The organism is Natronoglycomyces albus, from assembly GCF_016925535.1.
Taxonomy (GTDB): Bacteria; Actinomycetota; Actinomycetes; order Mycobacteriales; family Micromonosporaceae; genus Natronoglycomyces; species Natronoglycomyces albus.
Genome location: NZ_CP070496.1, coordinates 3,058,873 through 3,085,802, shown reverse-complemented (window position 1 = coordinate 3,085,802; position 26,930 = coordinate 3,058,873). Strand labels below are relative to the sequence as shown.

Here is a 26,930-nt window from a genome sequence, read left to right as displayed (position 1 = left end):
CCGCGTCGATGGTGGCGACGCAGGCGAACGGTCTCAGACGAAAAGAGACCCCTGTAGCCATCTTGCTTGTGCAAAATGTGCTGACAGGGGTCCTAACGATCAGTAATCGACATCCGTTACGGCTGTGAAGTGTCAGCTAGCCGACACTTACGGCGGCTGCGGACATTGTTGCATCGCAACAGAAGTCACCGGTTCGGCTTTAGGTTAGCGCCGAGCCTTCCTTCCAATCGTCGAACGACAGGATCCAGTAGCCCCAGCCGTTGTCCCAAGGCATCTGCCGATCGGTGTTGATGACGTCGACAACATCCCCCCGCTGGGCGATGTCATAGAACCACTTAGCGTCGTCCGCCGAGGCGTTCACGCACCCGTGCGACACATTCGCCTGGCCAAGAACCCCCGATGCCGAGGCCGTCGCCTGGTGCACATACTCACCAGTGGCATTGATGCGCACCGCCCAGTCCACCTCGACGTCGTAGTACTCCGGGTCGTCCTCGTCGCGGCCAGGCGAGATCATCCGCTCAGTGGCTGATTTGGCCATGACCATGTGTTCACCCGAGGCCGTCGTGTATTCAGTGGTGGTGGCTTTGCCCGCGCTGACAGGGAATGTGCGGGCGACCTCGCCGTCAATGGAGACGGTCATCGTGTGCGCCGAGGGGTCGATGACCGACAGCTGTGAGGCCCCGATCGTCAAATCGGTGCTGTAGTTTTCGCCGCCCCACAGGTCACCACCGAGGTTCTGGCCCTCCCAGGTGGTTGAGAACGTGACGGTTTGATAGGCGTCCCAGTATTCGGCCGTGCGGTAAATGGCCTGGTTATCGCTCATCCAGCGCCACGCGCCCTCGTGGCCTTTCTCCGAGGAGACCTCTAGACGCCTCTCGACGGCTCCACGGTCAGGCACGTCTTGATTGAAGGTGACGATGATGGGCGCGCCGACGCCCAGGACTTCCCCGTCAAGATTGGGTGTCACGTCTGAGACCTTCAACGCTGAGCCCTCGGGAGCGGGGGTGAGGAAGCTTTGCGCGAAGTCCACTTCCATGTCCGGGCTCTGCGCTGACGCCGCCACGGAGTATTCGGCCTCGGCTTCCACGGTGGCAGTCGAGACCCAAGCGGTGTTGTCGTCGTTGAACTCGCCCTCTAGCTCAGTTCCGCGGTCGGAGGTGACTTCGACGGAGGTGAATTCTCCATCGACGACCGACAACGTGACCTCTTCGTTGAGCTTGACGGTGGTTTTGTCGCTCGCCTCGCCAGCGGCGTTGTCGAACGTGATGATGGGCTCGATGGGGGCAGGGTGAATAGTGGCATCGGCGTTCGCGGTGCCGAACCCACACGCGCTCAAAACCAGCAGAGGCAGGGCTATCACTGGCAGGAGGCGAAGGTGTGGTTTCTGTGGCTTCATCGGTGTCCTCAGAAGTCGTCTTGGTGTCTATAAAAGTGACGCATGAAGAGGGTCACTTGGTTGCAGCCATTGACAGCTTTGTCTGGCGCTGTATGGGCCGCCGTGTATTGCATAGGCTCCCGGGCCGTTACTCCAAGTCGGAAATGGACACCGAGCGCCACTAGTTGTCGTTCTCTGTCGCCCGGTCGTATTGGGGTCAGGATGACTGAAGCAGAGACTTTTGTGGCTTTTATGCCATTAATTTCACGCCTGTAATTCGCACTCAAACCCCGAACGCACCCACCGATAACGGCATTGCTCGCAAATGCGGACATTGGGGATTTCAGTAGTCTGACGTGCCGTATTTCATTCAGTCCGGCCTGCGGGCTCACCGATAAGTGTAATAGTTTCACGCTAGGTGTGCTCACCGAGCGCGTGCAACCTGTATCACCCCGCACGCCAGTGAATGAGCCCCGGCAAAGAAAGCGGCCCAGCTTCCGGCCCTGTGCCTTGGGCAAACGCACTCGGATGGGAACCTGAAATCCGCAACCAGAGCCGATAGCGGCCCGCGGCGGTCGACCACATGTGCCTGACCGGGGCATACTGTGCCGCAGGTGGAGGATGAGCCTTAGCCTGAACGTCTGCGGTGATGTGGCCGTCCGGAGGCACGAAGCCACTCCGGGTCACTTGGAAGAGATCGGGCCGTGGCCGAATTGGCTCGGCCGGAATGCCTAACCCATCCCCAAGGCGGTCGCCTTCGTCTCCACCTTCGGGTTGAGCTTGGCCCAGCGCAAAATGTCCCGCCGAGTGAGTCCGGGCCCTGGCAGCTCTCCGCGCAGCGTGCCCTCCAGGCGAAAGCCGCTGCGACGCAGAACCGATTGCGACACGATGTTGTGCACATCGGTTCCCGCCGAAAGGCGCGCAAAGCCCACGTCGTCAAACATCCAATCGCACAACAGCCGCACCGCCCGAGTCGCCAAGCCTTTGCCGCGAGCCTCGGGCGACAACTCGTATCCGATCATGGCCTCGCCAATGCGCGCGGAGACGTTGTAGACATTCACCGATCCGCAATAGTCAGACCGAAACCCGCCTTTATCGGACGAAATCACCAGTCGGGCCGCAATTCCACGCAGCCAATCGACGTCGCTGCCGAAATCGCACAATCGCCTAATCGACTCATAGGTCGGAGCCACTTGCGGCATGGCCTGCTCCACAAATTCGGGCAGGCAACGATTCGCGTAAGAGGCATCGGTCACCGAATTGTCCAACGCTCGCAACGAGACCGCTCCGTCGCTGAGAACTCCGCCCGGCAGATCCGGCAGAATCCGGGGAGCCGGGCCCACTCGGTCACCTCGCGTCAGGGCCAAGGTCAGTCCGTCCTCGCCCCCGAAAGCGCCCCGCGCCAGGTTCTCTGGCCGTAGGCCCGCCCGCATCGCGGCCCTAATCGCATCCACTTGCGCGACTGGAACCCGTGTTTCGAGCCGATGCACTCCGAACGCGAACAACGCCGAGGCCAACGTCTGCACCATGGAAGCGGCTAGCCGTGAGCCACGCGACTGCGGATGAACCCAAAACTGCACCGATGCCGCACCCCACAGCTGCGTCACTTGCAGCGCGCCCACGACCTTACGCCTGCGCACCGCCACCAGAGTGGCGCAGTGGGAATCGGGCCGCATCTTGGCGGGAATGGCCGCGAGCTCGGCGTCGTCGGCGGCCGCTCGCAGCGCACACGCTTCAGTTTCCGCGCGAAATTCACGTGCGCGCTGCATCCATGACATTCAATAAATGAAGCAGTGAGGCAGTCCAGATGTCAACCCTTTGCGACCGTTCATGGCGCCAGCGCCGCTGTTTGACTCCCTCCCAGGCAAAGCCAAGCTTCTTGGCCAGGTGCCAGGAGGCGTCGTTACCGGCGTAGGCGTCCCATGTCACTGTCGTCGCCGCCAGTGAGTCACGACTGAAGTCGATCGCCGCTTGCAGGGCCGTGCCCATCCATCCCTTGCCTCGCGCCCATGGAGCCGCATAGTAGCCAATCCGGGCCTGGGTCGCGTCGAAGCTTTTCATCGACAAACCCACCGTGCCGCAGTAGCGGTCGTTCTGGTCGGCCAGTGCCCAGTCCACGCCAGTGCCATTCGTCCATTGAGAACGACTGAATGTCAGAAAGTCGTCGGCGTCGCTGCGTTGGTAATCGCGCGGGACCGTCGTCCACTTCTGTACCTCGGGGTCTTGGCATACGCGGGTCAGATCATCGAGGTCGCCTTCGTGAAACGGGCGCAGTCGAGTGCCATTGTCCAACTCGATGGTCGGGGCATCCAGGTCGAACAAAGCGGCACGTTGACGCAGCATCGCGTAGTTTTCGACCTGCTCGCCCGCTTCGCGAATCTCCCCGGCCAAAATGCCGCCCATCCACAGGTCGCGCCACGTCCCGCGTTGGTTCCCGCCCTGGCGCTGAATGCCCTCCATCGTGTATCCGGCTTTCAACGCCACCAGGCGCGAAAGGTGGTTGCCCACGATGGCGTCCCAGCAGAGGCGATGCAAGCGCATCTGGTCGAAGCCGAATCGGGTGGCTTCGCGCAGAGCGCGGGTGGCGACATTGCGGCCCCTGGCCTCAGGGGCGGTCCAGTACATGACGGAATATTCGTCGTTGAGGAACCGGGTGATGCCCGCGCCGCCCAGCAATATGTTGTCGCTGTCGACGATGGCCCACCGGGGGCTATCGGCGTTCCAGCGTGAATCGTTTTGACGAACGAAGTTGTGCCCATTGGCGTCGGTCCACGGTTGGGGCATCATCATGTGCCTCTTCACCTGCGGATCGGCAAATGCCTTGGTCAGGGCGGGCACGTCGGCGAGTTCCCAGGGGCGCATGATCAGCTCGTCGACCTTCAAAGTCATGGGTTCCATGCCTCGATTATGGCCGCCGACCCATAATGCCGCAATGCGTACTCTTCAGCGTAGAACTACCAGTCGACCTGGCCATCGGCATCCAAGTAGTCGATGGTGCCGTCACTGCGGAACGTGCCTGTGAGCGGGGCCAGGCTCAAGACGACATCCACGGCCGCCTGGGCTCCCTGCTTCGCACTGCGTGTCCCAGTGTTTCCATTGAGGTCTGTGGCGCAATAGCCCGGAGTGACGACGTTGAAGGTGATCTCCGAAGCTGGAAACTCCCTCGCATAGGAGACCGTCAGCATGTTGAGTGCGGTCTTGGACGAACCATAGGCCGCCGGTTGCAGCCCTGCCAGCGGGGTGTCGGCGCGCAGAACGGTCGCGAACGAGCCGACATCACTGGAGACGTTGACCACCCGGGCAAAGCGCGACTGCCGCAGCAGCGGAATCAGGGCATTTGTCACGGCGACGACACCGAATACGTTGGTCTCATAAACCTCGCGCAAAAGCTCGACGGTGAGCTGACTTGTGTTCCTCGAAGCATGGCCCCGCGCGATCCCGGCATTGTTGACCAGTGCGTCAAGTCGCCCATGGCGTTTAGCGATAGTTTGGGCCGCCGAAGCGATACTGCTTGGGTCGGTGACGTCGAGGTGCAGATGAGCGACGTCTAGGCCTTCGCTGTGAAGGGCCGCCTGGGCCTCTTTGCCGCGTTGTGGGTCTCGGGCCCCGATGAGCACCCCAACTTGTTGCGGGCCCTCTTCTGCGGCCCCACCGCGCCGCAACGTCTGACTGATCCCGGCGGGGCAACCTTTGCCCGGGCTTGCGTGGCCGACTTGCGTGCCAGTTATGCCCGCCGCAGTGGTGACGAACGGCTCCGCGAGCTGGTCAAAGACCTGCGAGGCGATAGCAGCCAGTTCAACCGGCTGTGGGCCGAACACGAAGTCAGAAGCCAACGCGACATGCGCAAGCGCATTATTCATCCGCGTTTGGGGCCAGTAGAGGTCCAGTGCCTAATTCTGCACGTGCCCGATTCCGACATCCGCATAGTGGCCTACGTCACCGAGGCGGGCTCGTCTTCCCGGGCCGCCATCGATTCCCTGCACACCAGCACCCAAACGGCCAAGGCCTCCAACGGTGCCGCCCAGAAGCGAGAAGACCTATGAACGCTCAGTAGTGAGGCCTACGCCGCATCGGAGCCAGCCGGATTAAGCAGTACCATTGGCAGTTGTGTACCCGCGCAGGCACCATTGCGCACAGAGACGTTATGACCGCATGTTTTGGGAGTTGACAATTCCGTGGCCATCTTTGAAAAGCTATTGCGCGCCGGTGAAGGCCGCATTCTCAAGAAGCTTAAAGCCATCACCGTGGCCGTCAATAGCCTGGAAGAGGACTTCAAGAAGCTCTCCGATGACGAACTGCGGGCCATGACCGACGAGTTTAAGGAACGCCTGGGCGACGGCGAAACCTTGGACGACTTGCTCCCCGAAGCCTTCGCGACCGTCCGTGAGGCCGCCTGGCGAGTGCGGGGCATGCGTCACTACGACGTGCAGATCATGGGTGGTGCCGCCCTCCACTTGGGAAATATCGCCGAAATGAAGACCGGTGAGGGAAAGACTCTGGTCTCGACCCTCCCCGCCTATCTCAACGCCCTTTCGGGCAAAGGCGTCCACATCGTCACGGTCAACGAATACCTGGCCCGACGCGACGCGGAGTGGATGGGCGAAATTCACCGCTTCCTGGGACTGACCGTGGGCGTGGTGCTGCCCGGCGAAGGCTCGGCCAAACACCGCGAAGCCTACAACTGCGACATCACGCACGGCACGAACAACGAGTTCGCCTTCGACTACCTGCGCGACAACATGACCTCCTCGCTGGATGACCTGGTACAGCGCGGTCACAACTTCGCCATCGTCGACGAGGCGGACTCGATCCTGGTCGACGAGGCGCGAACCCCGATCATCATCTCCGGACCCGCCGAACACGCCCCCCGCTGGTACAAGGAATTCGCCGGAATCGTCGGACGGATGAAATCCGGCGAACACTACGACGTTGACGACGCCAAACGCACCGTCGCCGTCACCGAAGAGGGCGTCGCCTACGTCGAGGACTGGCTAGGCATCGAAAACCTCTACGAATCCTCCAACACTCCGCTGGTGGGTTACCTCAACAACGCCATCAAGGCCAAGGAACTCTTCCGCCGCAACAAGGAGTACATCGTCTCCGACTCCGGCGAAGTTCTCATCGTGGACGAATTCACCGGACGTGTCCTGCCCGGCCGCCGCTTCAACGAGGGAATCCACCAAGCCATTGAGGCCCTCGAAGGCGTGGAGATCAAGCAGGAAAACCAGACACTGGCCTCCTCGACCCTGCAAAACTACTTCCGCATGTATGAGACTCTCTCGGGCATGACCGGTACGGCCATGACCGAAGCGGGCGAGTTCCAGCGCGTCTATGACACTGGTGTGGTGCCGATTCCCACCCACCGGGAGATGATCCGAGTCGACGAACCCGATGTCATCTACAAGACCGAAGAAGCGAAGTTCGCCGCTGTCGTCGACGACATCGTGGAACGCCACGAGATGGGTCAGCCCGTCCTCGTGGGCACCGTCTCGGTGCAAAAAAGCGAAATGCTCTCCCAGATGCTCACCAAACGCGGTGTCAAACACGATGTCCTCAACGCGAAGAACCACTCTCGCGAAGCCGACATCATCGCCCAGGCTGGACAAAAGGGCGCCGTCACCGTCGCGACGAACATGGCCGGTCGCGGTACCGACATCCTGCTGGGCGGCAACCCTGAGTTCCACGCCGCCGCTGACCTACGGGCCCGCAATATCGACGAGGCCGACGAGGAAACTTACGCCAAGGAGTGGGAAGCCGCCCTCGAAAAATACGAGGAGCTGTGCGCCCAAGAGGGCGACGAAGTACGTGAGCTCGGAGGGCTCTACGTGTTGGGAACCGAGCGGCACGATTCCCGCCGCATCGACAACCAGCTGCGTGGACGTACCGGGCGTCAAGGCGACCCCGGACGCAGCCGCTTCTACCTGTCGCTATCGGACGACCTGATGCGCCGCTTCAACGCCGACGCTGTCAAGGCCATGATGAACCGGCTCCGCGTCCCCGACGACGTGCCGATCGAATCGAAGATGGTCTCCAAGCAGATCCAAAGCGCCCAGTCCCAAATCGAGGGCCACAACGCCGAGACCCGTAAGAACGTCTTGAAGTTCGACGAGGTCATGAACAAGCAGCGAAACGTCATCTACGAAGAGCGCCGCACCGTGCTGGCCGGAGAAGACGTCTCTGAGCAGATCCGCAACATGGTCGATGACGTACTGGAAGCATACGTTCACGGTGCGACCGCCAACGGCTACGCCGAGGACTGGGACCTGGACGAACTGTGGCGCGCGCTCAAACTGCTCTACCCGATCCGTATCACCGCCGAAGAAGTGATCAAGGACGCCGACGGGATCGAAAACCTCGAATCCCCGGCCCTGCTGGAGGCAATCCAGAAGGACGCGCACGAGTACTACACCGAGCGCGAGGAAGAGTTTGGCGAGAAACTCATCCGCAACCTGGAACGGCGCGTGCTACTCCAAGTCATCGACCGCAAATGGCGTGAACACCTCTACGAGATGGACTATCTCAAAGAGGGCATCAATCTGCGCGCCTACGCCCAGCGCAACCCGGTCATCGAGTACCAGCGCGAAGGCTTCGACATGTTCGGCGTGATGCTCGACGGCATCAAGGAAGACACCATGCGCTTCCTCTTCAACGCTGAAATCAAGCCCAAGAAGAAGGACGGCGAGGAAGAATCCGGCGCCGAGGCCGCAGACGAACCCGAAGTCAACATCCGCGGACTGGAACCGGTCAGCAAACCCAAGCAGCTGCGCTACTCGGCCCCGATCATCGATGGTCAAGCCGGTTCCGGCGGAGCCGTTGGCGTCCGGGAAACCAACGCCGAGGATGAAGTGCCCGCCGCATTGCGCGGGAACAACAACGCCAAGGGCGAGGCCCGTAAGACCGTCCGCGCTGGTTCCCGGCGGGCGGTAACTCCGGCCCGGGCTGGTCGCCGCCCCGGGCCCGCCGGTGGTGGACAGGCTCCGCCCGCCCAGCAGGCCAATCCGCAGCAAGCTCGGGCTTCCCAGGGGCCGGGACGTAACGACCCGTGCCACTGCGGTTCAGGCAAGAAGTTCAAGCGGTGTCACGGGGCACCCAGCGCGAAGTAACTCGAGCTAGTTTAGGTGTTTTTGACGGTTGTTCCGTCACCGTGAACGGTGGCGGGGCAACCGTTAAGCTTTTTCTATGACACGGATCTATCTTCCTGGAACCTTGGCGTCGCTGCGAGAGCTGGAGGCGGGCACTCTTTTGCGCGAAGCCGATGCAGACGCATTGCCCATGGCCGCGATAGCCCACGCGGTAACGCCGCAGCTGCGCCAGTTCGTTGGGGAGGGCACCAACGAGGAAGATCTGGAATTCGTCGCCTTTACTCGCGCTTCGGTGGGGGCGCTGGATCTCTTGAGCCGACAAGCAAACCAGCGGCGATTGCGCGTCGTGGTGGCCGCCGACGTTCCCGGCGAGGCGATTGCGGTGCTGGCCGAGAGCGAGGGCGACAGTCGGGTCCGTGTGAGCGGTGAGATTCCGGCACGCAAGGTCGCGGCGATCCATGTGGACTCGGCCGACGCCAGCGAAGACGTAGCCGCAGCAGCGGCCGCATGGCCCCAGGCGATGGAAGGCGACGAAGAGGCTACCGCGATAGTGGAAGCTCTTGAGGCACATCACCTGGAGTGGTATCACCCGGCCGAGCTGGCTGAAATTCTGAAGCGTTTCGAAAACTGACGTAATGGCGAGTGAGCGATAGAATCATGATGTTCGCGATTGCGGACGTGATCTGTAATCCCTCGCCAGCGCCGACCAGCCCCGTGGTTAACGCATAGGCCGTTGGTATACCCACCGGTGCCGAAGTTTGAAAGGCTTTACCCCGAATGGCCAATGACCGCGTCATCATTCCCTCAGAACTTGAAGCTGTGGCTGAAAACGAGATCCGAAGGCTAGCCAACTTCTATGACGACATTGCAAATGAAGTCGGAGTAGCGTCGCGCAGCCGCGAATCAGTTTTCGCTCACAATTCTGAAGTCGAACAGACTTGGATTGAATGCAGCGAATTTTATTACCAGATTCTTTATGAATCCAGTGCTCATATTAGAGCCGTCAGTAAGTTTCTTATGCATGTGGCAGAGGAAGCTCGGACGCAAGAAAGTGAATTGCAGGAAATCTTCGACGAATATGCAGAAGATATCTTGAGTCAAGGTTCGAGTGCGCCTTGGGATGAAGAGCCACCGTCATATCCGGGGAATACGGAGCCCGATTTCGCTACTTGACGACACGATGGACTCTAAAAGTGACGGTATGGGCCCTTTTTAGCTATCTTCGACTTGTAGATCGGTACTCCCATGTCAAATTTTACCGTGCCTTCTGGTTTTCGGCTCAAACAAGGTATCCAAGGATTGCACGAACCTCTCTATAACAACGCAGTCAAATATATTCTAAAAGGAATACCAAACGAGTATATGAACCCGGATTCATCTACTGGTGGTTGGATTCAGGCACCGAAATACTCGGAAGTACTCCAGCGATGGATTCCGAGACAGCTCCCGGAAGATCTAGAGCTGAGGACTCACTCTGATGCGCAGATGCATGCCTCTGATGTGGTTTCGGCAATTATGAATATCGCGGAACCCTATCTCGCTCCTACCCCAGAAATGCGGTATATGAAAAGTAAGCTCGCCGCTGTGAGCCAAGATTTCACTGACCGGATCGGTAAACTCCATCAACTAGGACTGCCTGACTTGGCGACAGTTCGTGACAAAGGAGTCGATGTGAAGGTGATCAATGATGATGCGGTTCGGGCCATCATCGAAGCCACCTCTGAAGACAAATGGAATCAGGATGCGGCCGAGGAATTCCGGCGAAATTTTTCATTTGCTTTGCCAGGAGCGATGGTGGCCCACACCTACCTTAATGAAACATTGGCAGTGGCGCTCATGGCCGAAGAAGCCAACCACGATGCCCTCAAAGTGAATTTCGATCGAATCATTAGACAGGTGAATCTGGAACTAAGTGACGGAGGGGTAACGCCTGATCATCTGGCGACGATTGGTGGTCTTACTGGGGTGGCTGGTCTTGGGTCGCTCATGTTTCTTGGAATTCCGCCCCTGTCGGTGTTTCTGGCTGCCATCGGTACCGTTGCCGGAATTTCTACGTGGGCTCTCTCGGAAATGCGGCAATCTGTCGAATCGTCACCGGAGATTAACGGTGAGATCACGGAGGAGCCGTACGATATGAATATTCAGCCGGCACTTCTTGATGAAGTGGGGAAAAAGATTGTGGATGCTTTTGAGGAGGTTACCAAGTTGTTTAGCCAAAGAAGTAGTCAAAATGCGCAGGATCTATCAGCACAGTTTTCGGTTTTTGGAGGTTTGGGTTCCTCTGATGGTCCGGGCTATGCGGCGTTGGTGCCTGGCTATGGGTTGAGGTTTTGATGTTTCGTTTCGGGTTTTCGTCGCGATGGCTCTTGTTCGTGGGCGTAGTCGCTGGCTTGGTGGCTATGGTGGGCGTTTTCTTCTTTATTCGATGGCAGGATCGCTCTGATTTGGTGGGTTTTTATTTGGAGATTCCTCCGGAATCGGTGTGCGAGTCAGATGCAGTGCGGGGGCACGTTGGTGAGCATGCATTGCTTGGGGCACAGGTTGAGGGGACCCACGGTTTTCCGGCTGCTACCGAAGGTGGTGAAGGTATCACTTGTGAAGTGAAAGCACTCGCGGTCGACGAAACTGAACTAATCAACGTCGTGATTCATCTACACCAGTATGAGCCAAATAGCTTTGGCCCTCCGTGTCGAAGCGATTCCAATGACCTACACGGCCGAGTCGACGAATGGATGCATAGCTCTGTTTCCTCGATCGACATTCGCAGTACAAGGATCTCTATTCCTGAGCCGTATCGTTCGGCGGGCTTTGAGCAGTGGTCACTTTCGACGGCTGCGGTTAATGAAAGTATAGGCTTCCAGGGGGCTTCGCTAAATTTGTTTATTGATGGCCGAACGAGCCCTAATCCCGTCGATGCCCTTTTGATCAGTTGTGTAGCGAACCTATATGTCCAGGTCGGTTTGCGTATGGATGGCGAGGTTCCCGCATCGCTTGTTGGCGACGGGGTGGTGGCTTTCCTGGCTGATGTGCGGGATGAGGCCTACCGGGCGGTTCTCGATCACAGCATTGCTCGCTATTGAACTCCCCGGGCTCGCTCAAGCTGGGTTCTCACCAGTGGGGACTTTTGAATTCGCGTCATTCTTTGGGCGGTGAGGCGGGTTCTTCCGCATCGGTCGCTGAGGCTAGCGAATCATCGTCAGCCGGGTTCTTGCTGCTGGTCTCATCGTCGGCCTCGTCCTCTGTGGGTTTGTCCTCGTCATGGGACAAGAGCAGGCCGAATGCCAACACGGCGGTGGTCGCCCCGGCGAACAACACAGTTAGCGCACCATTGAACTGGGCTTCAAGCGCCATCTGCCGATTGGCGACGTCTAGAACGTGCAGGTTGGTGACCATGTTCAGCAGCATCGAACCGACAACGCGATTGAGGATCTCAGCGCCCAACCAGATGAGCCCCGGGATCGCCCCGGCCACCATGTAGGTCCACAGGTTCGCCTTTAGGCGGGTGAGGCGCAGGAACGCGAAGGCGACGATGCCGCAGGCAATGCCACCGATGAGGTTCAGCGGCATCTGCGACATCTGGTAGCCCAGGACGCGGTCAACCTCGACAAATTGTTCGAACAGGGTGAAAATCGGGTCCATCGCGTATCCGCGCAGGATCATCAGCATCAGCAGCGCGATAAAGGCCACCAGCCCCGCGGCAATGGCGGTGCGGCGGCGGAAAATGCCCAGCGTGCCACCTAGCAGGATAGAGATGGCGAGGCCACCTGAGAGCAACCCGGCCGCACCAGGGTTCCCCAGGAACAACAGAAACACGGTGACGCAGGTGATCATCGCGACGATGAGCGCGCCGAGCATGGCCATAAGCCATCGGGGGATGTATGACACCGGGCCGCTGGAGTGGGTCTGCCATTCGGCCCAAATGAGGCCCATCACAGCCCCGGCATATGTACCGCCTAGGAAGAAACCCGACAGACTCAAAGCCAAGAGCACGATCGCGCCTTGATTGACCGAAAGCTCCGCCCCCAGCATGTTGTAGAGGCTGACGATGTAGAGGCTTAGCCAGCCCAAGGAGATAATGGTCAGAACCCCGGCGGTCAGCGGGGACAAGACTCGCCCAGGTGAGTCCTGGGGTGCGTTCGGGGAGGTGCTGTCGTCGTCGATGGTCGCATCGTTGGCGCCTGCGGTGGGATCGGCATTGCTCACAACGCCAGCCTACGTGGTCGGGGATGCTCAACACATTGGGCAACCGGCGCGACCTTCCTCTCATACCTAGGCAGCTTGAGGAGAGTTATGCGAGGATGAAGGGGTTGCGGGGACCTCTCACGGGCCCACAGATCGCCGCCTCCTTCGCTCGGGCACGCGCCGCGTTCGCACCGGGACGTTTGCCGACGTGAACGACCCAGTTCACCCGAGTATCTCAGGGGGTAGCCGGGCCTGCGGCCCCGTGAAATGCGGGAGGTAGTGGACTCCACCTCCCGTGGGATCCCCTCCGATTGCCAACGATGCCAAACCTATGAGGGAGCTAAGCGATGGACGCGCTTTTCACCGTGCCTACCCCGGTCAATGAACCGGTCTGCGACTACGCACCCGGATCTGCCGAGCGCGACAGTCTGCTCAACCGCCTGGGTGAGCTCGCCAAAACCCAGCACGTGCTTGACATGCACATCGGCGGCAAGGACCGTCGCGGTGGCGGCGAAGAGATTAAGGTCGTACAGCCTCACAAACACGCTCACGTGCTCGGTGTTGCCCACGCCGCCACGTCCGAGCAGGCCGCCGACGCGGTGGCTGCCGCGAAGAAGGCCGCCCCGGCCTGGAGCCGGATGCCTTTCGAGGACCGGGCGGCCATCTTCTTGAAGGCCGCTGAGTTGCTTGCCGGACCCTGGCGCGACACGATCAACGGTGCCACTATCTTGGGCCAGTCGAAGACGGCCATGCAGGCCGAAATCGACGCTGCGTGCGAACTGATCGACTTTTTGCGGTTCAATGTCCACTTCGCCGAGCAGATCTACTCTAAGCAGGCGATCTCCTCGAAAGGCCTGTGGAACCGGACCGACCACCGTCCGCTGGACGGCTTCGTCTACGCGGTCACGCCGTTTAACTTCACCGCCATCGCCGGTAACTTGCCGACGTCCCCGGCGCTGATGGGGAACACGGTCGTGTGGAAGCCCGCTTCGACCCAGTTGCTGTCGGCCCACTTCACCATGCAGGTTCTGCGTGCGGCCGGTCTGCCCGATGGCGTGATCAATATGGTGCACGGACCGGGGCCGGAGATCTCGGACGTCGTCATGAGCGACAAGGACCTCTCCGGTGTTCACTTCACCGGTTCGACCGCGGTGTTCCAGCACCTGTGGAAGACCGTGGGCACCAACATCGCCAACTACCGTTCCTACCCGCGTCTGGTGGGTGAGACCGGTGGTAAAGACTTCATCATCGCCCACGAGAGCGCCAATATCGATGAGCTGGCCGTGGCGATTGTGCGCGGCTCGTTCGAGTACCAAGGCCAGAAGTGTTCGGCGGTCTCTCGCTCCTACGTACCGCGTTCCCTGTGGGAAGCGGGCGTACGCGACAAGGTTGTGCAGATGGCTCGTGATGTCAGCTATGGCGACCCGACCGACTTTTCGAACTTCGGCGGTGCCGTGATCGACAAGCGCGCCTTCGACAAGCACACCGCGCTGTTCGACCGGGTCTCCGGGGACGACTCCTGCGAGGTTCTCGCCGGTGGAACCGCCGATGACTCGGTGGGCTACTTTGTGGACCCGACGGTCATCGAATGCTCAGACCCCACCCATGAGCTTTTCCACACCGAGTACTTCGGTCCGATCGTGGGTGTGCACGTGTTCGAGGACAATGCGTTCGACTCCGTGGTTAACCAGGCCGCCGACATCGCGCCTTACGCGCTGACCGGTGCCCTGTTCGCCACTGACCGCGAGGTCATCGGCCGCACCAGTGAAGCGTTGCGTTTCGCCGCGGGCAACTACTACATCAACGACAAGCCCACGGGAGCTGTCGTTGGTCAGCAGCCGTTCGGTGGTTCCCGTGGTTCGGGCACCAACGACAAGGCCGGTTCGTGGCAGAACCTGGTCCGCTGGGTCTCTCCGCGTTCCATTAAGGAAAACTTCGTCCCGCCCACTGAGTACAAGTACCCGCACCAGGGCTAGTTCTCAGTCTTCCTTCACCGCAAAGCAACCAATAGATCATGAGGGGTACGAACCCGGCCTGGATCGAGGGCCCGCTACGAAGGCCTTGAGTGATGATCGGGTCTATCCCTCTGGCATAGCACAACGCTCGGCTGGAAAACCCAGCCGAGCGTTGTGCGTCGGGGCGCCCCGATTCTGTGCTCCAGTCAACGGGTTCACGGGCACGAGCCAGCGGTTGGACTTAGCCAACCCATTGGCGGTGGCTGATTGCTGTGCACGATTGCCAGCAACGGGATTCGGTTCCCTGGCATCAGGCTCGGCATGAGGGGCATTCGAATTGTCCGTCTATCCCGAAACCTAATAGGTTAGGCCACTCATTCTCTTCTGCGCCAACGGTATCGAGAAGGACCAAAAAGGAGCATTAGATAATGACCTCACGAGTCCCTCTCCCTGCGGCGCGGACCCATCAGAGCACTTGGCGCATTGGTATCGCTGCCTTCGCTAGCGCACTGCTTCTGGCGGCCTGTAGCAGCGGTGAGATTGCCCAAAGCGACCCCGGCATCGCTCCCTCGGTAGTGACTGAGCTAGTTGGACTGGTGGTGGAAGGCGGTGCCATCCACGCTCACCGGGCGTCCCGATTACAGTCTCAGTCCGCTAGGCAGGTCACGCTCCTGTCCAGCGAGCGCCATCTTACTGAGCAGTTTGCGATCCGAAGGCCTGCTGAACGTATGCGCCTGTGCGCCTGCGAAATTGTGCGAACAAAGTAGTCGGCACGATCGACTAAGACGATCGTGCCGACTTTTGTACTAGGCATCGCGGTGGGCTATGGTCCTCCTCGACTCGGAGGTTCGAGGATTCTCAACAGCAGCGCCGATGCTAAGAGGCTTTGCGGCGCATGAACTTCGGCCCACCTCCGGCTGGCTTGGTGGCAAAGTGAGTTTTGTTGGTGTCTCCCTTGCCGACCGCAGAGGCGGCCTGGGCCTTGCCCTTGGATTTCCCGCGGGCGGCGGCACGGCGCTCGGCGCGGTTTTGTGCCGGTGCCGCGTCGTCGTCCTTTTCGGACTTTGGTTCAGCGGTCTGGCCTTTGGCCAGGTGGTCAGATGTGGGTTCTTGCGGCATAACTGCGACTCCCTACCCAGCGGGCCCAGATGCGGCTCGACTAGCTGCCTTTGGGTGCTGGAATCAAATAAAAACGCGCCTGCTGTAGCAGCAGAATTGTAGTCCTGGCGCCGAGTCTCCTCCCGGCGGTCGCCGCCAATATTCCATTGAAGGGCCACGTATGTGTATCGGGCTGGAGAATACTGGGCTAACGGCCGGATGTGAGCCTCGCAGAGGCGCGTGAATGAACGGACGCTTATGTGGGTGCTGGGGCCGACACGTGGTTGGGGCTCTGCCAGCACTGAACGGCGTTTCTAAATGATCATGTCTGAATCCTCGCACGCCGGTGGCAGTAGCGCAACTGATTTGTATTTGTGATGAATCAAGGAGTGACAGGGGAACCCGTGAGGAGGTCATGTCGCGGCAGGGGAAATCCCGCGCCTTCGTGGTCGTACTGGAGTCGCATGAGGGGCTAGCAGGCTTGGGAAGCGTCACGCTCGGCCGAGGAGCAGAGACTATTGAGTACCACGAGACATATATAGCATTATGGGGAATTTATCCCATCTTTGACAATTCGAGCAATTTAAGGGATCGAGACATAGCGATGTGTCTATGCCCAATTGCATTTCATTGAGCAGTCTGTAGGGTGAAAAGCGACCCGGTGGGTAGCGGTCGCGTATCGACTGTTGTCAATGATGATGATGTAAATCACTGGGGCGTGTAGGATCTGTGACTACATAATTCCTGGTTATGGTGTCTTGTCATGGATCGTGGTTTGGATGAGGCGATGGGGGTCACGAGGTGGCCACGGTAAGAATCACGGTTATGCATCACCTACCCCCCAGGCGTTCACATTCACCTGAGTGAATACTAAGGTCAGGGTCACAATGCATGACGGACGTCATACCCCCCTCTTGTGAGGCGATGAAATGAAAAAACTTACTGCGAAGAAACTGCTCGCAGTGGTCGCTGCCGGCGCAGTGGTAGCCACTGGAGCGTGTACCGCTGATACAGGCGGCGGAGACGGAGACGGTACCTTCATCTTCGGTGTCCACGGGCAGCCGGTCACTCTAGACCCGGTATTCACCTCTGAAGGTGAAACCTTCCGTGTGACCCGCCAGGTTTTCGACACGCTGTTGGACCATGAGTCCGGCGGAAACGAAATCGTGCCCGGTCTAGCCGAAGACTACGACGTCACCGAAGACGGTCTAACATGGACGTTCAATCTGCGCGAGGACGTAGTATTCCACGATGGAGCCGAACTGACCGGCGATGTCGTCTGTGCCAACTTCGACCGTTGGTACAACTTCCCTGAACCAATGCAGTCCAACACCGTGACCTACTACTGGGGCAACCTGTTCGGTAGCCACGCTGACCCGGCCGCCGACCGTGGTCGCGACAACTACGCCGGCTGCACCGCAGACGGCCTCGACGTGGTCATCGAGCTCAACGAGGTGAGCGCGAACTACCCGGGCGCCTTCTCCATGGCCACCTTCGGAATCATCAGCCCAGACTCCCTGGCGCAGATCGATGACACCGAAATGCAGGATTCCAGCGACCCGCTTCCGTCCTATACGCAGGAAGTCGGCGTCCTCGCCGGAACCGGCCCGTTCCAGTACTCCGAATGGGACCACTCGGCCGCCGAGATCAAGCTGGACCGCTTTGACGACTACTGGGGCGAGCCCGCTGGCGTCGAATCGATCATCTTCAAGGCCTACGACGACGAGACCGCTCTCAAGCAGGCCCTGGAGTCTGGTGAGATCCACGGATACGACCTGGTTCCGCCCGCTCACGCGGTGGAGCTAGCCGAAGCCGGCTATCAGGTTCCCGCCCGTGGCGTCTTTAACATCCTGTACCTGGCCTTCCAGCAGGACAACGAAGCTCTGGCCGATCTTGAGGTTCGCGAGGCACTGGCCCACGCTGTCAACCGCCAGGACATCGTCGACCGAATCCTGCCTGAGGGTGGAGAGGTCGCGACCCAGTTCATGCCTTCCACTCTGAGTGCTTGGAGCCCGGACGTCCGTACGTTCGACTACGACCCCGACACCGCCCAGAGCATGCTGGCCGACGCTGGTCACGAAGACCTGAGCCTGGAATTCTGCTGGCCGACCGACATTTCGCGGCCCTACATGCCCAGCGTGCAGGACATCTTCGAGTCCATCAAGAGCGACCTGGAAGCTGTCGGAGTCGAGATCGTCGAGGTCCCGATGCAGTGGAACGACTACATCCCCGCCGCCAACGGCGGAGACTGCGAGATGTACCTGCTGGGCTGGACCGGCGACTTCAACGAGGGTTACAACTTCCTGGGAACCTGGTTCGACTCGTACACGCCTGAATTCGGCATGGACAACGACGACGTCTTCGACAAGCTAGCCGAAGTTGACGCGGAGCCGGACCCGGACGTTCGTGCCCAGTTGCTGCAAGAAGCGAACGTCTTGATCATGGATGAGCTGCCGGGGCTGCCAATCTCCTCGTCGCCGCCCTCGATCGTCTTCGCCGACAACGTGAACCCGCCGAACATCTCCGAGCTGACGCAGGAAATGTTCGCCGAGGTGAGCTTCAAGTAACCAACCGCATAGATAGGTCGAGTCCGGGCTTCGGATAGCAGCTTGGGTTCGACCTCGATGAAACCTCCGGTTGTGGGGCTCAGGTTCAGCGAATGTGCTTGGGCCCCACTACCCACGAATATCACCATCACATCCGATCTGGTCGCTTCAATAGCTCAGCCAGCGACCCTGAGACCACATCCGAATATCCCGACCTCTTTGAGAGCTTTTGAGAGACATCTCTTGACAACCCTGTCGAACCCCGCTTCCTGCCCCGGAAACTGAATCTACGACAACGTACCGGCTATGGACCCATGAACCGCAAGTCATGGAATGCAGCGGGTTCGCAGGACCCTTAAGGCGAGACCTTGGTCGAGATACGTAGCAGATTGGCGCTGGGGAGCATCCTCACATGTGCTCGTTCGCCCACGCGCCCGTCGCGACGTACCGCTCGATCGACGCCTGATAGCTAATAGGACTTCACGGTGTTGCGATATATCGTCAAACGACTATTGCAGCTCATTCCCACATTGTTTGGGCTCTCTGTGCTGCTGTTCGCGTGGGTCAGGGCATTGCCCGGCGGACCCGAAAACGCGCTTTTGCCCGACAACGCCACTGCGGCGGACCGGGAGGCCGCACGCGAAGCGCTCGGTCTGAATGAACCGATCTGGCTGCAATATGGGCTGTTCATGCAGCGGCTGCTGCAATTTGACCTGGGCACGACGCTGCAAGGTCGCCAAGTGTCGACCGAAATTGCCGAGCGTTTCCCAGCCACGTTCGAACTGGCCATGATGGCCATGATCATCGCCTTCTTTGTCGGTGTGCCGCTGGGGTACCTCGCCGCTCGCAAACGCGGCGGAATCCTCGACTTCGGAGCTGTGGCCGGTTCCCTCGTGGGCATTTGTACCCCGGTTTTCTTCCTGGCGTTCATGCTCAAGGAAGTCTTCGCCGTTCAGCTGGGCTGGCTGCCCGCCGGTTCACGTCTGACGACCGGGTTGTCGTATACGAACATCACCGGGTTGCGAGTCTTTGACTCCATCATCACCGGAGAATTCCATGTCACCGGTGATGCCTTGACACACTTGATTCTCCCCGGTTTGGCCCTGTCGTCGATTCCGCTGGCGGTCATCACCCGTATGACCCGTGCCAGTGTGTTGGAAACCCTGGGAGAGGATTTCGTGCGCACCGCCGAGTCCAAAGGTTTGAAGGCCCACGTCATTCAAACCCGCCACGTCTTGCGTAACGCGATGTTGCCGGTGGTCACGGCGACCGGTCTGTTGACCGGGGCGCTACTGGCCGGAGCGGTCCTGACCGAGTCGGTGTTCAACTTCGGTGGTCTGGGTTCCTTCGTATACAACGCCACCCAAACCCGCGACTACGAAGCCATCATGGGGTCGATTCTCCTCATCGCGGTGGTGTTCGTCATCGTGAACTTGTTGGTGGACCTGTGTTACACGCTCCTCGACCCGAGAGTGCGGGTGCAGTAATCATGATGTCCACATTGAAGCAAAACAAAGTAGACAAGATCGACCGGCTCGCTCAGCTATCGGCGAGCAAGGATGCCACCGCGGGTGCGAACCTGTGGGTGGAGGCGATGCGACAAATGCGGCGCAGCCCCATGGCGATCGCCGGTGCGATTATCGTGGGAATCTTCGTTGTCTTGGCGGTCTTGGCTCCTTGGATCGCTCCACACGACCCAACCGCGCAGCTGTGGCGTGGCGACGTGTTCCCCAACCAGAACATCTTCGTCGGGCCGCGCGCGGAGAACCTCCTGGGATTGGACCATGCCGGGCGCGACCTACTTTCCCGGATGCTGGTCGGGGCGCGACAATCACTGCTAGTCGGAGTCGTCGCCACCTTGCTGGGGCTCGTGTTCGGGGCCCTGTTGGGCGGTACGGCCGGGGCATGCGCGGGACTGGGCGGCCGCTGGGGCAAACGGGTCGACAACTTTCTGATGCGCATTGTCGACATCATGCTGTCGGTGCCGGCCCTGTTGCTGGCCGTCTCGGTCGCCGCCATTCTCGGGCCCAGCCTGACGACGGTGATGATCGCGGTAGGTGTGGCACAAATTCCCATCTTCGCCCGATTGCTGCGCGGTTCCATGCTCGCCCAATCGCAGTCTGACTATGTGACCGCCTCGGTCTCTTTGGGAGTGAAGCGCCCGAAGATCGTCTTTAGCCATGTGCTTCCCAACTCGATGGGGCCGATCTTGGTGCAGGCGACTTTGACACTGGCCACGGCCATTATCGAAGCGGCGGCTCTGTCCTACCTTGGCTTGGGCTCGGCCGATATCTCCTACCCCGAGTGGGGCGGCATGTTGGCCGACGCGCAGCGCTTCATTGGACCGGCGCCGTTTATGGCCATCTTCCCGGCCATCGCCATTATCATCACGGCCCTCGGCTTCACCTTGCTCGGTGAGTCGATGCGTGAATCCCTAGATCCGAAGTTGAGGAAGTGAGTGGCGTGTCACTGCTGGAAGTAAACGAGCTGTCGGTCGCCTTCACGAAGAAGAACCGAGCCCCCAACCGCGCAGTCGATGGTGTCTCGTTCGACGTGGACTCCGGCGAGGTCGTTGGTTTGGTTGGCGAGTCCGGCTGTGGAAAGTCAGTGACGTCGTTGGCGCTCATGGGCTTGCTGCCTCGCCGCGGAGTCGACATTGGCGGCGAGGTCAGTTACAACGGAACCGACTTGCTGTCGATCTCGCGCAGTCGGCTACGTGATATGCGCGGCACCGAGTTGGCCATGATCTTTCAAGATCCGCTCTCGTCGCTCAACCCCGTGGTCCCTGTCGGGCTACAGGTCACTGAGATCCTCAAACGTCACCGCGGCTTGAAGGGGGAGAAGGCCAAGAAAGAGGCAGCTCACCTGCTGGAGCGGGTCGGCATCCCCGACCCGACCCGGCGACTCAAGGAGTATCCGCACGAGCTCTCCGGCGGTATGCGTCAGCGTGCGCTCATCGCGATGGCCGTCGCTTGCGCACCGCGCCTCATGATCGCCGATGAGCCGACCACGGCTCTGGATGTGACCATTCAGGCGCAAATCCTGGAGCTTCTCAAAGAGCTAGTGGATCAAGAGGGCACGGCGCTTCTCATGATCACTCACGACCTAGGTGTGGTCGCGGGATTGTGCGACCGGGTAAATGTGCTCTATGCGGGCCGAGTGGTCGAGGCCGCCGAGCGGCGTGACCTGTTCCACCGGCCCACACACCCCTACTCCACGGGCCTGCTGGGTTCGATTCCTCGGCTGGACTCGGCTCGGGGGGAACCTCTGAAGCCCATTCGCGGCTCCATTAACGACATTGTGGATTGGCGAGACGGATGCGCCTTCGCGCCGCGCTGCGACCGCTATGAAATGGAATGTCTACAGGGAACTCCCGAGCTGGTCTTGCTAGGCGCCTATGGCGAGCTGGAGAAGGACGCCACGGCCAAGATCGGTAGCACCTACGGTTCTGGGCGGGAAGGTTCGGGTAAGGACTATCCGCACCGTCACCGCTGTGTCAATCCAGCCCAACCGCATAATCCCACCGACGACCTGGCTACGGTGGAGACCGCAGCCGAGGCGGTGTCAGGAAGTCACTCGGACGAGAAGTCGACCGACGACAATGAGGAGGCCGAGGCGTGAGCTTGCTGAAGGTAGAGGACCTCAAGGTCCATTTTCCCATCAAAAAGGGCATTCTCATCGAGCGCACGATCGGCCACGTCCGCGCGGTCGACGGGGTGACATTGGAAGTGGAACCCGGCCAGACCTATGGGCTGGTGGGCGAGTCCGGATGCGGCAAGTCCACTCTGGGGCGAGCTATTTTGCGACTCAACGAGATCACCTCGGGCCATGTGTACTTCGACGGCGTTGATCTGGCGGCCCTATCGACCGAGGACATGCGTAAGTCGCGACAGCGCCTACAAATGGTGTTCCAGGACCCGATGGGTTCGCTCGACCCGCGTCAGTGTGTCGAGGAAATTCTCTCCGAGGGGCTCATCGCCCATGGCCTGGCCAAAGGCAAGGTCGCCCGTCGCAAAATGCTGCACGGGGTCTTGGACGCGGTGGGTCTGCCCTCCACGTCGTTGACTCGCTACCCGCACGAGTTTTCCGGCGGTCAGCGGCAGCGCATAGGGATCGCGCGGGCAACCGTGCTGCGCCCCGACCTGATCATCTGCGACGAGCCCGTCAGTGCCCTGGACGTGTCGATTCAGGCTCAGGTCCTGAACCTTCTGGAGGAGATTCAGGAGGAGACCGGCGTGGCCTATATCGTCATCGCTCACGACCTGGCGGTCGTGCGTCACATCGCCGACAAAGTGGGCGTCATGTATCTGGGGCAGGTGGTCGAAGAAGCCGACTCCGACATGCTCTACGCGGAGCCCGCGCACCCCTACACTCGCTCACTGATGTCGGCTGTCCCGGTGCCGGACCCGGACGTGGAAGATCGACGCGAGCGGATCTTGTTGCAAGGGGACCTGCCATCACCAGCTAATCCGCCATCGGGCTGCCGATTCCACACGCGCTGTCCGTGGGCGCAGGATCGGTGTAGGACCGAAGTGCCCTTGCTGCGGTCCTATAAGGCCCAGTCGGGACAAGCCGCGCCTCACAAAGTGGCGTGCCACTTCGCCGAGGACATTGCCTCGGGCACATTGGAAATCCAGCAGGACAAAGCGGAAATTGTCTAGCGGCTCTTTAGGCCGATTCCTTGCCAGGGTGAGCTGGGCCCCCGTGCGCGAAGGGACATTGATTGACAAGAGGTCCTCCGTAGGCGCTCTAACCGGGTTTTCCAACCCAGTCAGAGCGTTACCGGGGGATCTCTTGCTATGTGGATTCATGGAGACCGCATCGCGGTTCGATCGCGCGGTGGCCCACTCACCGGTGGGGCCGTCGAGGCCAGTGGCCTTGCGGGGCCCGTAGAGCTCCTATCAGGTTTGTTTCCGTGGCGAGGATGGTGTGCTGTCAGTGCGTGGGGAGGCGGAGGCCCTTGTTCATACCCAGCGGGTATGGGCAAGGGCCGACAACGCGGCCAGGCGCGACATCACTCCACCGCAGTAGGAAGAGAAACCTGATAGGAGCTCTAAGCCTCGCTGTAAAAGTAGCCCTCTTGGCTCTAAAACTGCCCTGCGAATGGTCCTTTTTCAACGGTGAATAGAGCGCCTTTGGGGAGCAAATTCACCGAAGTAGTGAATGCGATGAAGCGAGTGAATTGCGGCGAATGGAGATCTCGCCCTGTCACTTTGGTACCGTGAATCTCCGCTAATGTGGAGATTTCTTAATGGGTATCATTTTCAATCTGAAAGCTATGCGTTACATATGCGATAAGAGTGCGTCCGGACTATAGTCTCCTGACTTACATGCCATGGAACCCGCCATGGGATGTGAATCAACCTTCGAGGAGATAATCATGTTGAAGATGAAAGCCGCCAATACTAACCCCGAGAACCGCAACCGTGGCGTTAACTGCGGTTGCCACGGCGGCAACTGCTCCTGCCAGGTCGAATAGTTGACCCAGCGACTCGGCCGTCGAACAGATGAGCCGGGTCGCTCTCCAGCCGCCCTTTCGTAGAGCGAACACGGCAGTAGTATTTTTGCACTCTACTGACAAATGGCAACTGCCGACCCATGACATACAATTTGCCCCGGCTCAACTCTCATAGAGGATCACGCAAAAGGCATTTTCGCCGCTTTCGTCGGCTCGTTTTCCTGTGTAAGCACCGCCTGGTACGGCCTTGAACGCGCGCTATTGCATAACCCGCATAAAGGCATATGCAATAGAAGTCATCTTCGCTCGCGTCGGCCCATTTACTCGGCGGACACTTCGTTCCCGGCTACCTTGAACCCCACTTTTGCATAAGCCTCTTACTCTGCGAGGAGTGTCTGATTTTTCATGAAACTAAAAGTTAGCGACTATCTGCACACCAGTGGATCTCAATATCGCGCCGACGATGACATCGACTACCGGATGATCTATGCGACTCGGACCGGTACCATCGCCTGTTTCCCCAGCGACGTCGTGGCGCAGTTGGAAAATGGCCACGTTGAGGCCATCGCCCAAGAGCACCTGAGCGACTTGAGAGAGATTCAAGCGGTGGTTGACGCCGAGGTCAATGAGCTCGACTTCGTGCTCAACCGGCAACGACGCTCCAACCGCAGCCTCGCCCTCCGCAACTACGTTCTCCTACCGAGCAGCTATTGCAATATGGGCTGCTCATACTGCGGACAGCTGCACAAGTCCGGCAAACTCACCGACAGCCATCGTGACGCGGTGGCCAAACGAGTACTCGCCGGAATCAACGACGAAGCCACCGAAAAGGTGAACATCTCCTGGTTCGGCGGCGAACCAATGGCCGGATACCCCGTCGTGGTGGACCTCAGCCGCCAATTCATAGCCGAATGCGAAAGGCTCGGCAAAGGCTACAAGGCCACCATGGTCACCAACGGCAGCTTGCTGACACACGCCAAGGCCCGCGAACTGATCCGGGATTGCCAGGTCTCCCACCTGGAAATCACCCTGGACGGACCGGCCCGCATTCACGACACCCACCGCCCCCTCAAGAAAGGCGGAGGGTCGTTCGATCACATCATCTCGGTACTGAAACAGGTCCTAGCAGACGACGACCTCGGCTGCTTCCACATCCGCCTGCGCACCAACGTGGATGTCAATAACCGCGAATGGGTCAATGAATACATCGACCTCATGGCCGAACACGAGTTCTTCCAAGACCAAGTGGACTTCAACCTCGTCCCGGTCTACTCGTGGGGCAACGATGTCTCCGCGATCGAAGTGGAACGCTCCGAATTCTCCAAGCTGCAACTGGACTGGTACGAGCGAATGATCGACCACGGACTACACGTGTCGATCCTGCCCGAAAGCATCGTCGGCACCGTGTGCTCGGCGACGGCACTGCGCTCCGAAGTCATCTCCAGCTCAGGAAACGTCTTCTCCTGCACCGAACATCCGCTCGTGCCCAAGCATGAGATGGCCGACTCACTGGGCAAGGTCCAACTACTACCACTGACAGTGCGACCCGTCGGACCCTACGACGACTGGACCGAAACAGTCGAAAGTGGCAAGACCTGGTGCGCCACCTGCAAAATGCTGCCCGTATGTGGAGGGGCCTGCCCGAAACAGTGGGACGAAGGAAACCCACCATGCCCCGCCTACAAGTTCAACGTGCAGGAGCGATTTGACCTGATCGCCCAGATGAACGGGCTGCAAGTGTGCTCATAAACGCCACCTACCGGCGTATGTTCGCCGGTGGGCTACTCAGCGTCACCGGCGACCAGCTCAACTCCAACGCACTGCGGATCTGGATCGGTGGAGTTCTGCTGGCCGGAATGACCCAAGCCCCCATGGTCATTGGCCTCATATCGATCCTGTCGGTCGCCGTGTCTATCGTGGTCGCCCCCATAGCGGGAGTGTTGGCCGAACGGTGGAACAAATGGCGCACGATGATGGCCGTCGACGCGATCATGGCCTGCCTCATGGCAGCCACCGCCATCATCCTGTGGCAATGGGCCGAGGCGACACCAATGTGGCTGCTAATAGGGCTCATCTGCGTGGTGGCGATGGTGACCGCGGGCGCCGGACAGTTCCTCATGCCGTCCCGAATTGTCACCATCCGGCACACCGTCCCCGACGACAAACTGGGGCGAGCCACCGGCTACCTGCACACCCAAGGCAACATCGCCCAGATGGCCGGACCAAGTTTGGCGGCCGCAGTCATGGCCGTAGCCGGAGTGGCCGCCGCGTTCCTCATCAACGCCATGTCATTCGTATTCTCCTTCCTCATGCTTATCGCGGCCCGCAAAACCTCCGGCTGGGAAGAAAAACCCCAGCCCGTCGACTCCGCACCGCCATCATTCGGGATCGAATTTCGCGACGGCTGGCACAGCGTGACCCGCGACCGCTTCGTACGCGACATATTCGTGGCCGGAACCATCGGCACCGCCGCAATGAGCATGGTGGGAACACTACAAATCTTCTTCGTCCTCGAAAACCTAAACTCCTCCGCCTACTGGTACGGGATCATGGTGGCGATATTCGGAGGCGGCTCCATCGCCGGGTCCTTGCTCGGCAGCAGGCTAGCCGATACCGAACGAGCACCCGCCCTGCTCTACCTGGCATTGATAACGGCCGGAGCGCTACTGCTAGCCCTGTCACGGACACCCGACCTGGCCACCGCACTAGTGATCAACGGCGGGTTTGGTTTCGCGATGGGGATCTTCAACGTGATCGCCTTCCCCATGATGGTGCGACTCGTACCCAGCCAAAAACTAGGGCGAGTCACCTCGCTATTCAGCCTCACCGTGCGCATAGCCGGCCTGCTGAGCATCGCCATCAGCACCACAGCCGCCGGAACCATCCTCGCCGGCCTCAACCTGACATGGTGGGGCATGAACGTGCAACGCATCGACGCGATCTTCATGGCCGCCGCAGTCGGACTCATCCTCTCCGGGATCTGGTGCCGCCACAAACTGCGAACAGTTGGCTCCGAGATCGCACGACGTCAAAAGGAATTCGCCACCGCGAACACCCCTGAGTAAACCGACCGCCACCTCAATCCCAACCCTCGCTATCCCAAAAAGGATTTGACGACCGCTATAACTGTCGACTAAGTTGGATCGCTGGTCACCGAGCCGAACCCGCTATCTCGCGAAATGCCCACTCATACCGGCACGACCAAAGTCGCGCGAGCAATTCTGGGGTCGGTGG

General features: G+C 59.8%; 20 protein-coding genes. 14 read left to right on the top strand and 6 right to left on the bottom strand.

Annotated elements, in window-relative coordinates; translation table 11 throughout:
- Positions 1–199 precede the first annotated feature (199 nt).
- The 4 genes from JQS30_RS13260 to JQS30_RS13245 all read right to left on the bottom strand — a co-directional run bounded on the left by JQS30_RS13260 (position 200) and on the right by JQS30_RS13245 (position 5,037).
- Positions 200–1,396, bottom strand: coding sequence for a L,D-transpeptidase (locus JQS30_RS13260; RefSeq protein ID WP_213170724.1), 1,197 nt, complete (start codon positions 1,394–1,396; stop codon positions 200–202).
- 710 nt (positions 1,397–2,106) lie between these two features.
- Complete coding sequence (locus tag JQS30_RS13255; RefSeq protein ID WP_213170723.1) at positions 2,107–3,144, bottom strand: GNAT family N-acetyltransferase; 1,038 nt, start codon at positions 3,142–3,144, stop codon at positions 2,107–2,109.
- Complete coding sequence (locus JQS30_RS13250; RefSeq protein ID WP_213170722.1) at positions 3,128–4,273, bottom strand: GNAT family N-acetyltransferase; 1,146 nt, start codon at positions 4,271–4,273, stop codon at positions 3,128–3,130. The genes JQS30_RS13255 and JQS30_RS13250 overlap by 17 nt, the downstream gene beginning before the upstream one ends.
- Positions 4,274–4,329: 56 nt before the next feature.
- Positions 4,330–5,037, bottom strand: a complete 708-nt coding sequence (locus JQS30_RS13245; RefSeq protein ID WP_343076137.1) for an SDR family NAD(P)-dependent oxidoreductase — start codon at positions 5,035–5,037, stop codon at positions 4,330–4,332.
- Between JQS30_RS13245 and JQS30_RS17410 the strand changes: the two genes are divergently transcribed.
- The 6 genes from JQS30_RS17410 (at position 4,936) to JQS30_RS13215 (ending at position 11,537) form a co-directional block, all read left to right on the top strand.
- Positions 4,936–5,418 carry an MmyB family transcriptional regulator gene (locus tag JQS30_RS17410; protein WP_246497920.1) on the top strand — a complete coding sequence of 161 codons (483 nt, stop codon included), beginning with the start codon at positions 4,936–4,938 and terminating at the stop codon, positions 5,416–5,418. The genes JQS30_RS13245 and JQS30_RS17410 overlap by 102 nt on opposite strands.
- Before the next feature lie 132 nt (positions 5,419–5,550).
- Positions 5,551–8,478 carry a preprotein translocase subunit SecA gene (gene secA, locus JQS30_RS13235; RefSeq protein WP_213170719.1) on the top strand — a complete coding sequence of 976 codons (2,928 nt, stop codon included), beginning with the start codon at positions 5,551–5,553 and terminating at the stop codon, positions 8,476–8,478.
- Positions 8,479–8,554: 76 nt separating this feature from the next.
- Entirely contained in the window at positions 8,555–9,088 is a 534-nt protein-coding gene (locus JQS30_RS13230) for a DUF6912 family protein (RefSeq protein ID WP_213170718.1), read from the top strand.
- A 146-nt stretch (positions 9,089–9,234) separates the two neighbouring features.
- On the top strand, positions 9,235–9,630 hold the full coding sequence (locus tag JQS30_RS13225) for a hypothetical protein (RefSeq protein WP_213170717.1): 396 nt from the start codon (positions 9,235–9,237) through the stop codon (positions 9,628–9,630).
- 72 nt (positions 9,631–9,702) lie between these two features.
- Complete coding sequence (locus tag JQS30_RS13220; RefSeq protein WP_213170716.1) at positions 9,703–10,791, top strand: hypothetical protein; 1,089 nt, start codon at positions 9,703–9,705, stop codon at positions 10,789–10,791.
- Positions 10,792–10,829: 38 nt separating this feature from the next.
- A complete protein-coding gene (locus JQS30_RS13215; protein ID WP_213170715.1) occupies positions 10,830–11,537 on the top strand; it encodes a hypothetical protein in 708 nt (235 codons plus the stop codon).
- A 55-nt stretch (positions 11,538–11,592) separates the two neighbouring features.
- Here JQS30_RS13215 and JQS30_RS13210 read toward each other — a convergent pair whose 3' ends face one another.
- Entirely contained in the window at positions 11,593–12,660 is a 1,068-nt protein-coding gene (locus tag JQS30_RS13210; RefSeq protein WP_213170714.1) for a hypothetical protein, read from the bottom strand.
- Between the two features lie 326 nt (positions 12,661–12,986).
- Between JQS30_RS13210 and pruA the strand changes: the two genes are divergently transcribed.
- On the top strand, positions 12,987–14,615 hold the full coding sequence (pruA, locus tag JQS30_RS13205) for an L-glutamate gamma-semialdehyde dehydrogenase (protein ID WP_213170713.1): 1,629 nt from the start codon (positions 12,987–12,989) through the stop codon (positions 14,613–14,615).
- Positions 14,616–15,470: 855 nt separating this feature from the next.
- On the opposite strand, the gene JQS30_RS13200 is transcribed toward pruA, so the two are convergent.
- Positions 15,471–15,713: a hypothetical protein gene (locus JQS30_RS13200; protein ID WP_213170712.1), complete on the bottom strand. Its 243-nt coding sequence runs from the start codon at positions 15,711–15,713 to the stop codon at positions 15,471–15,473.
- 908 nt (positions 15,714–16,621) lie between these two features.
- Here JQS30_RS13200 and JQS30_RS13195 point away from each other — a divergent pair.
- The 7 genes from JQS30_RS13195 to JQS30_RS13165 all read left to right on the top strand — a co-directional run bounded on the left by JQS30_RS13195 (position 16,622) and on the right by JQS30_RS13165 (position 26,761).
- The gene (locus tag JQS30_RS13195; RefSeq protein WP_213170711.1) at positions 16,622–18,259 is read left to right on the top strand and encodes an ABC transporter substrate-binding protein; all 1,638 of its coding nucleotides are present in this window, start codon (positions 16,622–16,624) and stop codon (positions 18,257–18,259) included.
- Between the two features lie 464 nt (positions 18,260–18,723).
- Complete coding sequence (locus JQS30_RS13190) at positions 18,724–19,725, top strand: ABC transporter permease (RefSeq protein WP_213170710.1); 1,002 nt, start codon at positions 18,724–18,726, stop codon at positions 19,723–19,725.
- Between the two features lie 2 nt (positions 19,726–19,727).
- Positions 19,728–20,696, top strand: a complete 969-nt coding sequence (locus JQS30_RS13185) for an ABC transporter permease (protein ID WP_246497919.1) — start codon at positions 19,728–19,730, stop codon at positions 20,694–20,696.
- 5 nt (positions 20,697–20,701) lie between these two features.
- Positions 20,702–21,859 (top strand): ABC transporter ATP-binding protein, encoded by a 1,158-nt coding sequence (locus tag JQS30_RS13180; protein WP_213170709.1) that lies wholly within the window; start codon positions 20,702–20,704, stop codon positions 21,857–21,859.
- Positions 21,856–22,899, top strand: a complete 1,044-nt coding sequence (locus JQS30_RS13175) for an ABC transporter ATP-binding protein (RefSeq protein ID WP_213170708.1) — start codon at positions 21,856–21,858, stop codon at positions 22,897–22,899. The genes JQS30_RS13180 and JQS30_RS13175 overlap by 4 nt, the downstream gene beginning before the upstream one ends.
- A 1,202-nt stretch (positions 22,900–24,101) precedes the next feature.
- Entirely contained in the window at positions 24,102–25,445 is a 1,344-nt protein-coding gene (locus JQS30_RS13170; RefSeq protein WP_213170707.1) for a radical SAM/SPASM domain-containing protein, read from the top strand.
- Positions 25,436–26,761 (top strand): MFS transporter, encoded by a 1,326-nt coding sequence (locus JQS30_RS13165; protein WP_213170706.1) that lies wholly within the window; start codon positions 25,436–25,438, stop codon positions 26,759–26,761. Before JQS30_RS13170 ends, JQS30_RS13165 begins: the two co-directional genes overlap by 10 nt.
- Positions 26,762–26,930: the final 169 nt, after the last annotated feature.

What these genes read in the sequence shown, in the direction of transcription:
- JQS30_RS13260 (WP_213170724.1), bottom strand. Translation starts at nt 1,396, where the DNA reads ATGAAGCCACAGAAACCACACCTTCGCCTCCTGCCAGTGATAGCCCTG.
- JQS30_RS13255 (WP_213170723.1), bottom strand. Translation starts at nt 3,144, where the DNA reads ATGCAGCGCGCACGTGAATTTCGCGCGGAAACTGAAGCGTGTGCGCTG.
- JQS30_RS13250 (WP_213170722.1), bottom strand. Translation starts at nt 4,273, where the DNA reads ATGGAACCCATGACTTTGAAGGTCGACGAGCTGATCATGCGCCCCTGG.
- JQS30_RS13230 (WP_213170718.1), top strand. Translation starts at nt 8,555, where the DNA reads ATGACACGGATCTATCTTCCTGGAACCTTGGCGTCGCTGCGAGAGCTG.
- JQS30_RS13225 (WP_213170717.1), top strand. Translation starts at nt 9,235, where the DNA reads ATGGCCAATGACCGCGTCATCATTCCCTCAGAACTTGAAGCTGTGGCT.
- JQS30_RS13220 (WP_213170716.1), top strand. Translation starts at nt 9,703, where the DNA reads ATGTCAAATTTTACCGTGCCTTCTGGTTTTCGGCTCAAACAAGGTATC.
- pruA (WP_213170713.1), top strand. Translation starts at nt 12,987, where the DNA reads ATGGACGCGCTTTTCACCGTGCCTACCCCGGTCAATGAACCGGTCTGC.
- JQS30_RS13200 (WP_213170712.1), bottom strand. Translation starts at nt 15,713, where the DNA reads ATGCCGCAAGAACCCACATCTGACCACCTGGCCAAAGGCCAGACCGCT.
- JQS30_RS13195 (WP_213170711.1), top strand. Translation starts at nt 16,622, where the DNA reads ATGAAAAAACTTACTGCGAAGAAACTGCTCGCAGTGGTCGCTGCCGGC.
- JQS30_RS13185 (WP_246497919.1), top strand. Translation starts at nt 19,728, where the DNA reads ATGATGTCCACATTGAAGCAAAACAAAGTAGACAAGATCGACCGGCTC.
- JQS30_RS13170 (WP_213170707.1), top strand. Translation starts at nt 24,102, where the DNA reads ATGAAACTAAAAGTTAGCGACTATCTGCACACCAGTGGATCTCAATAT.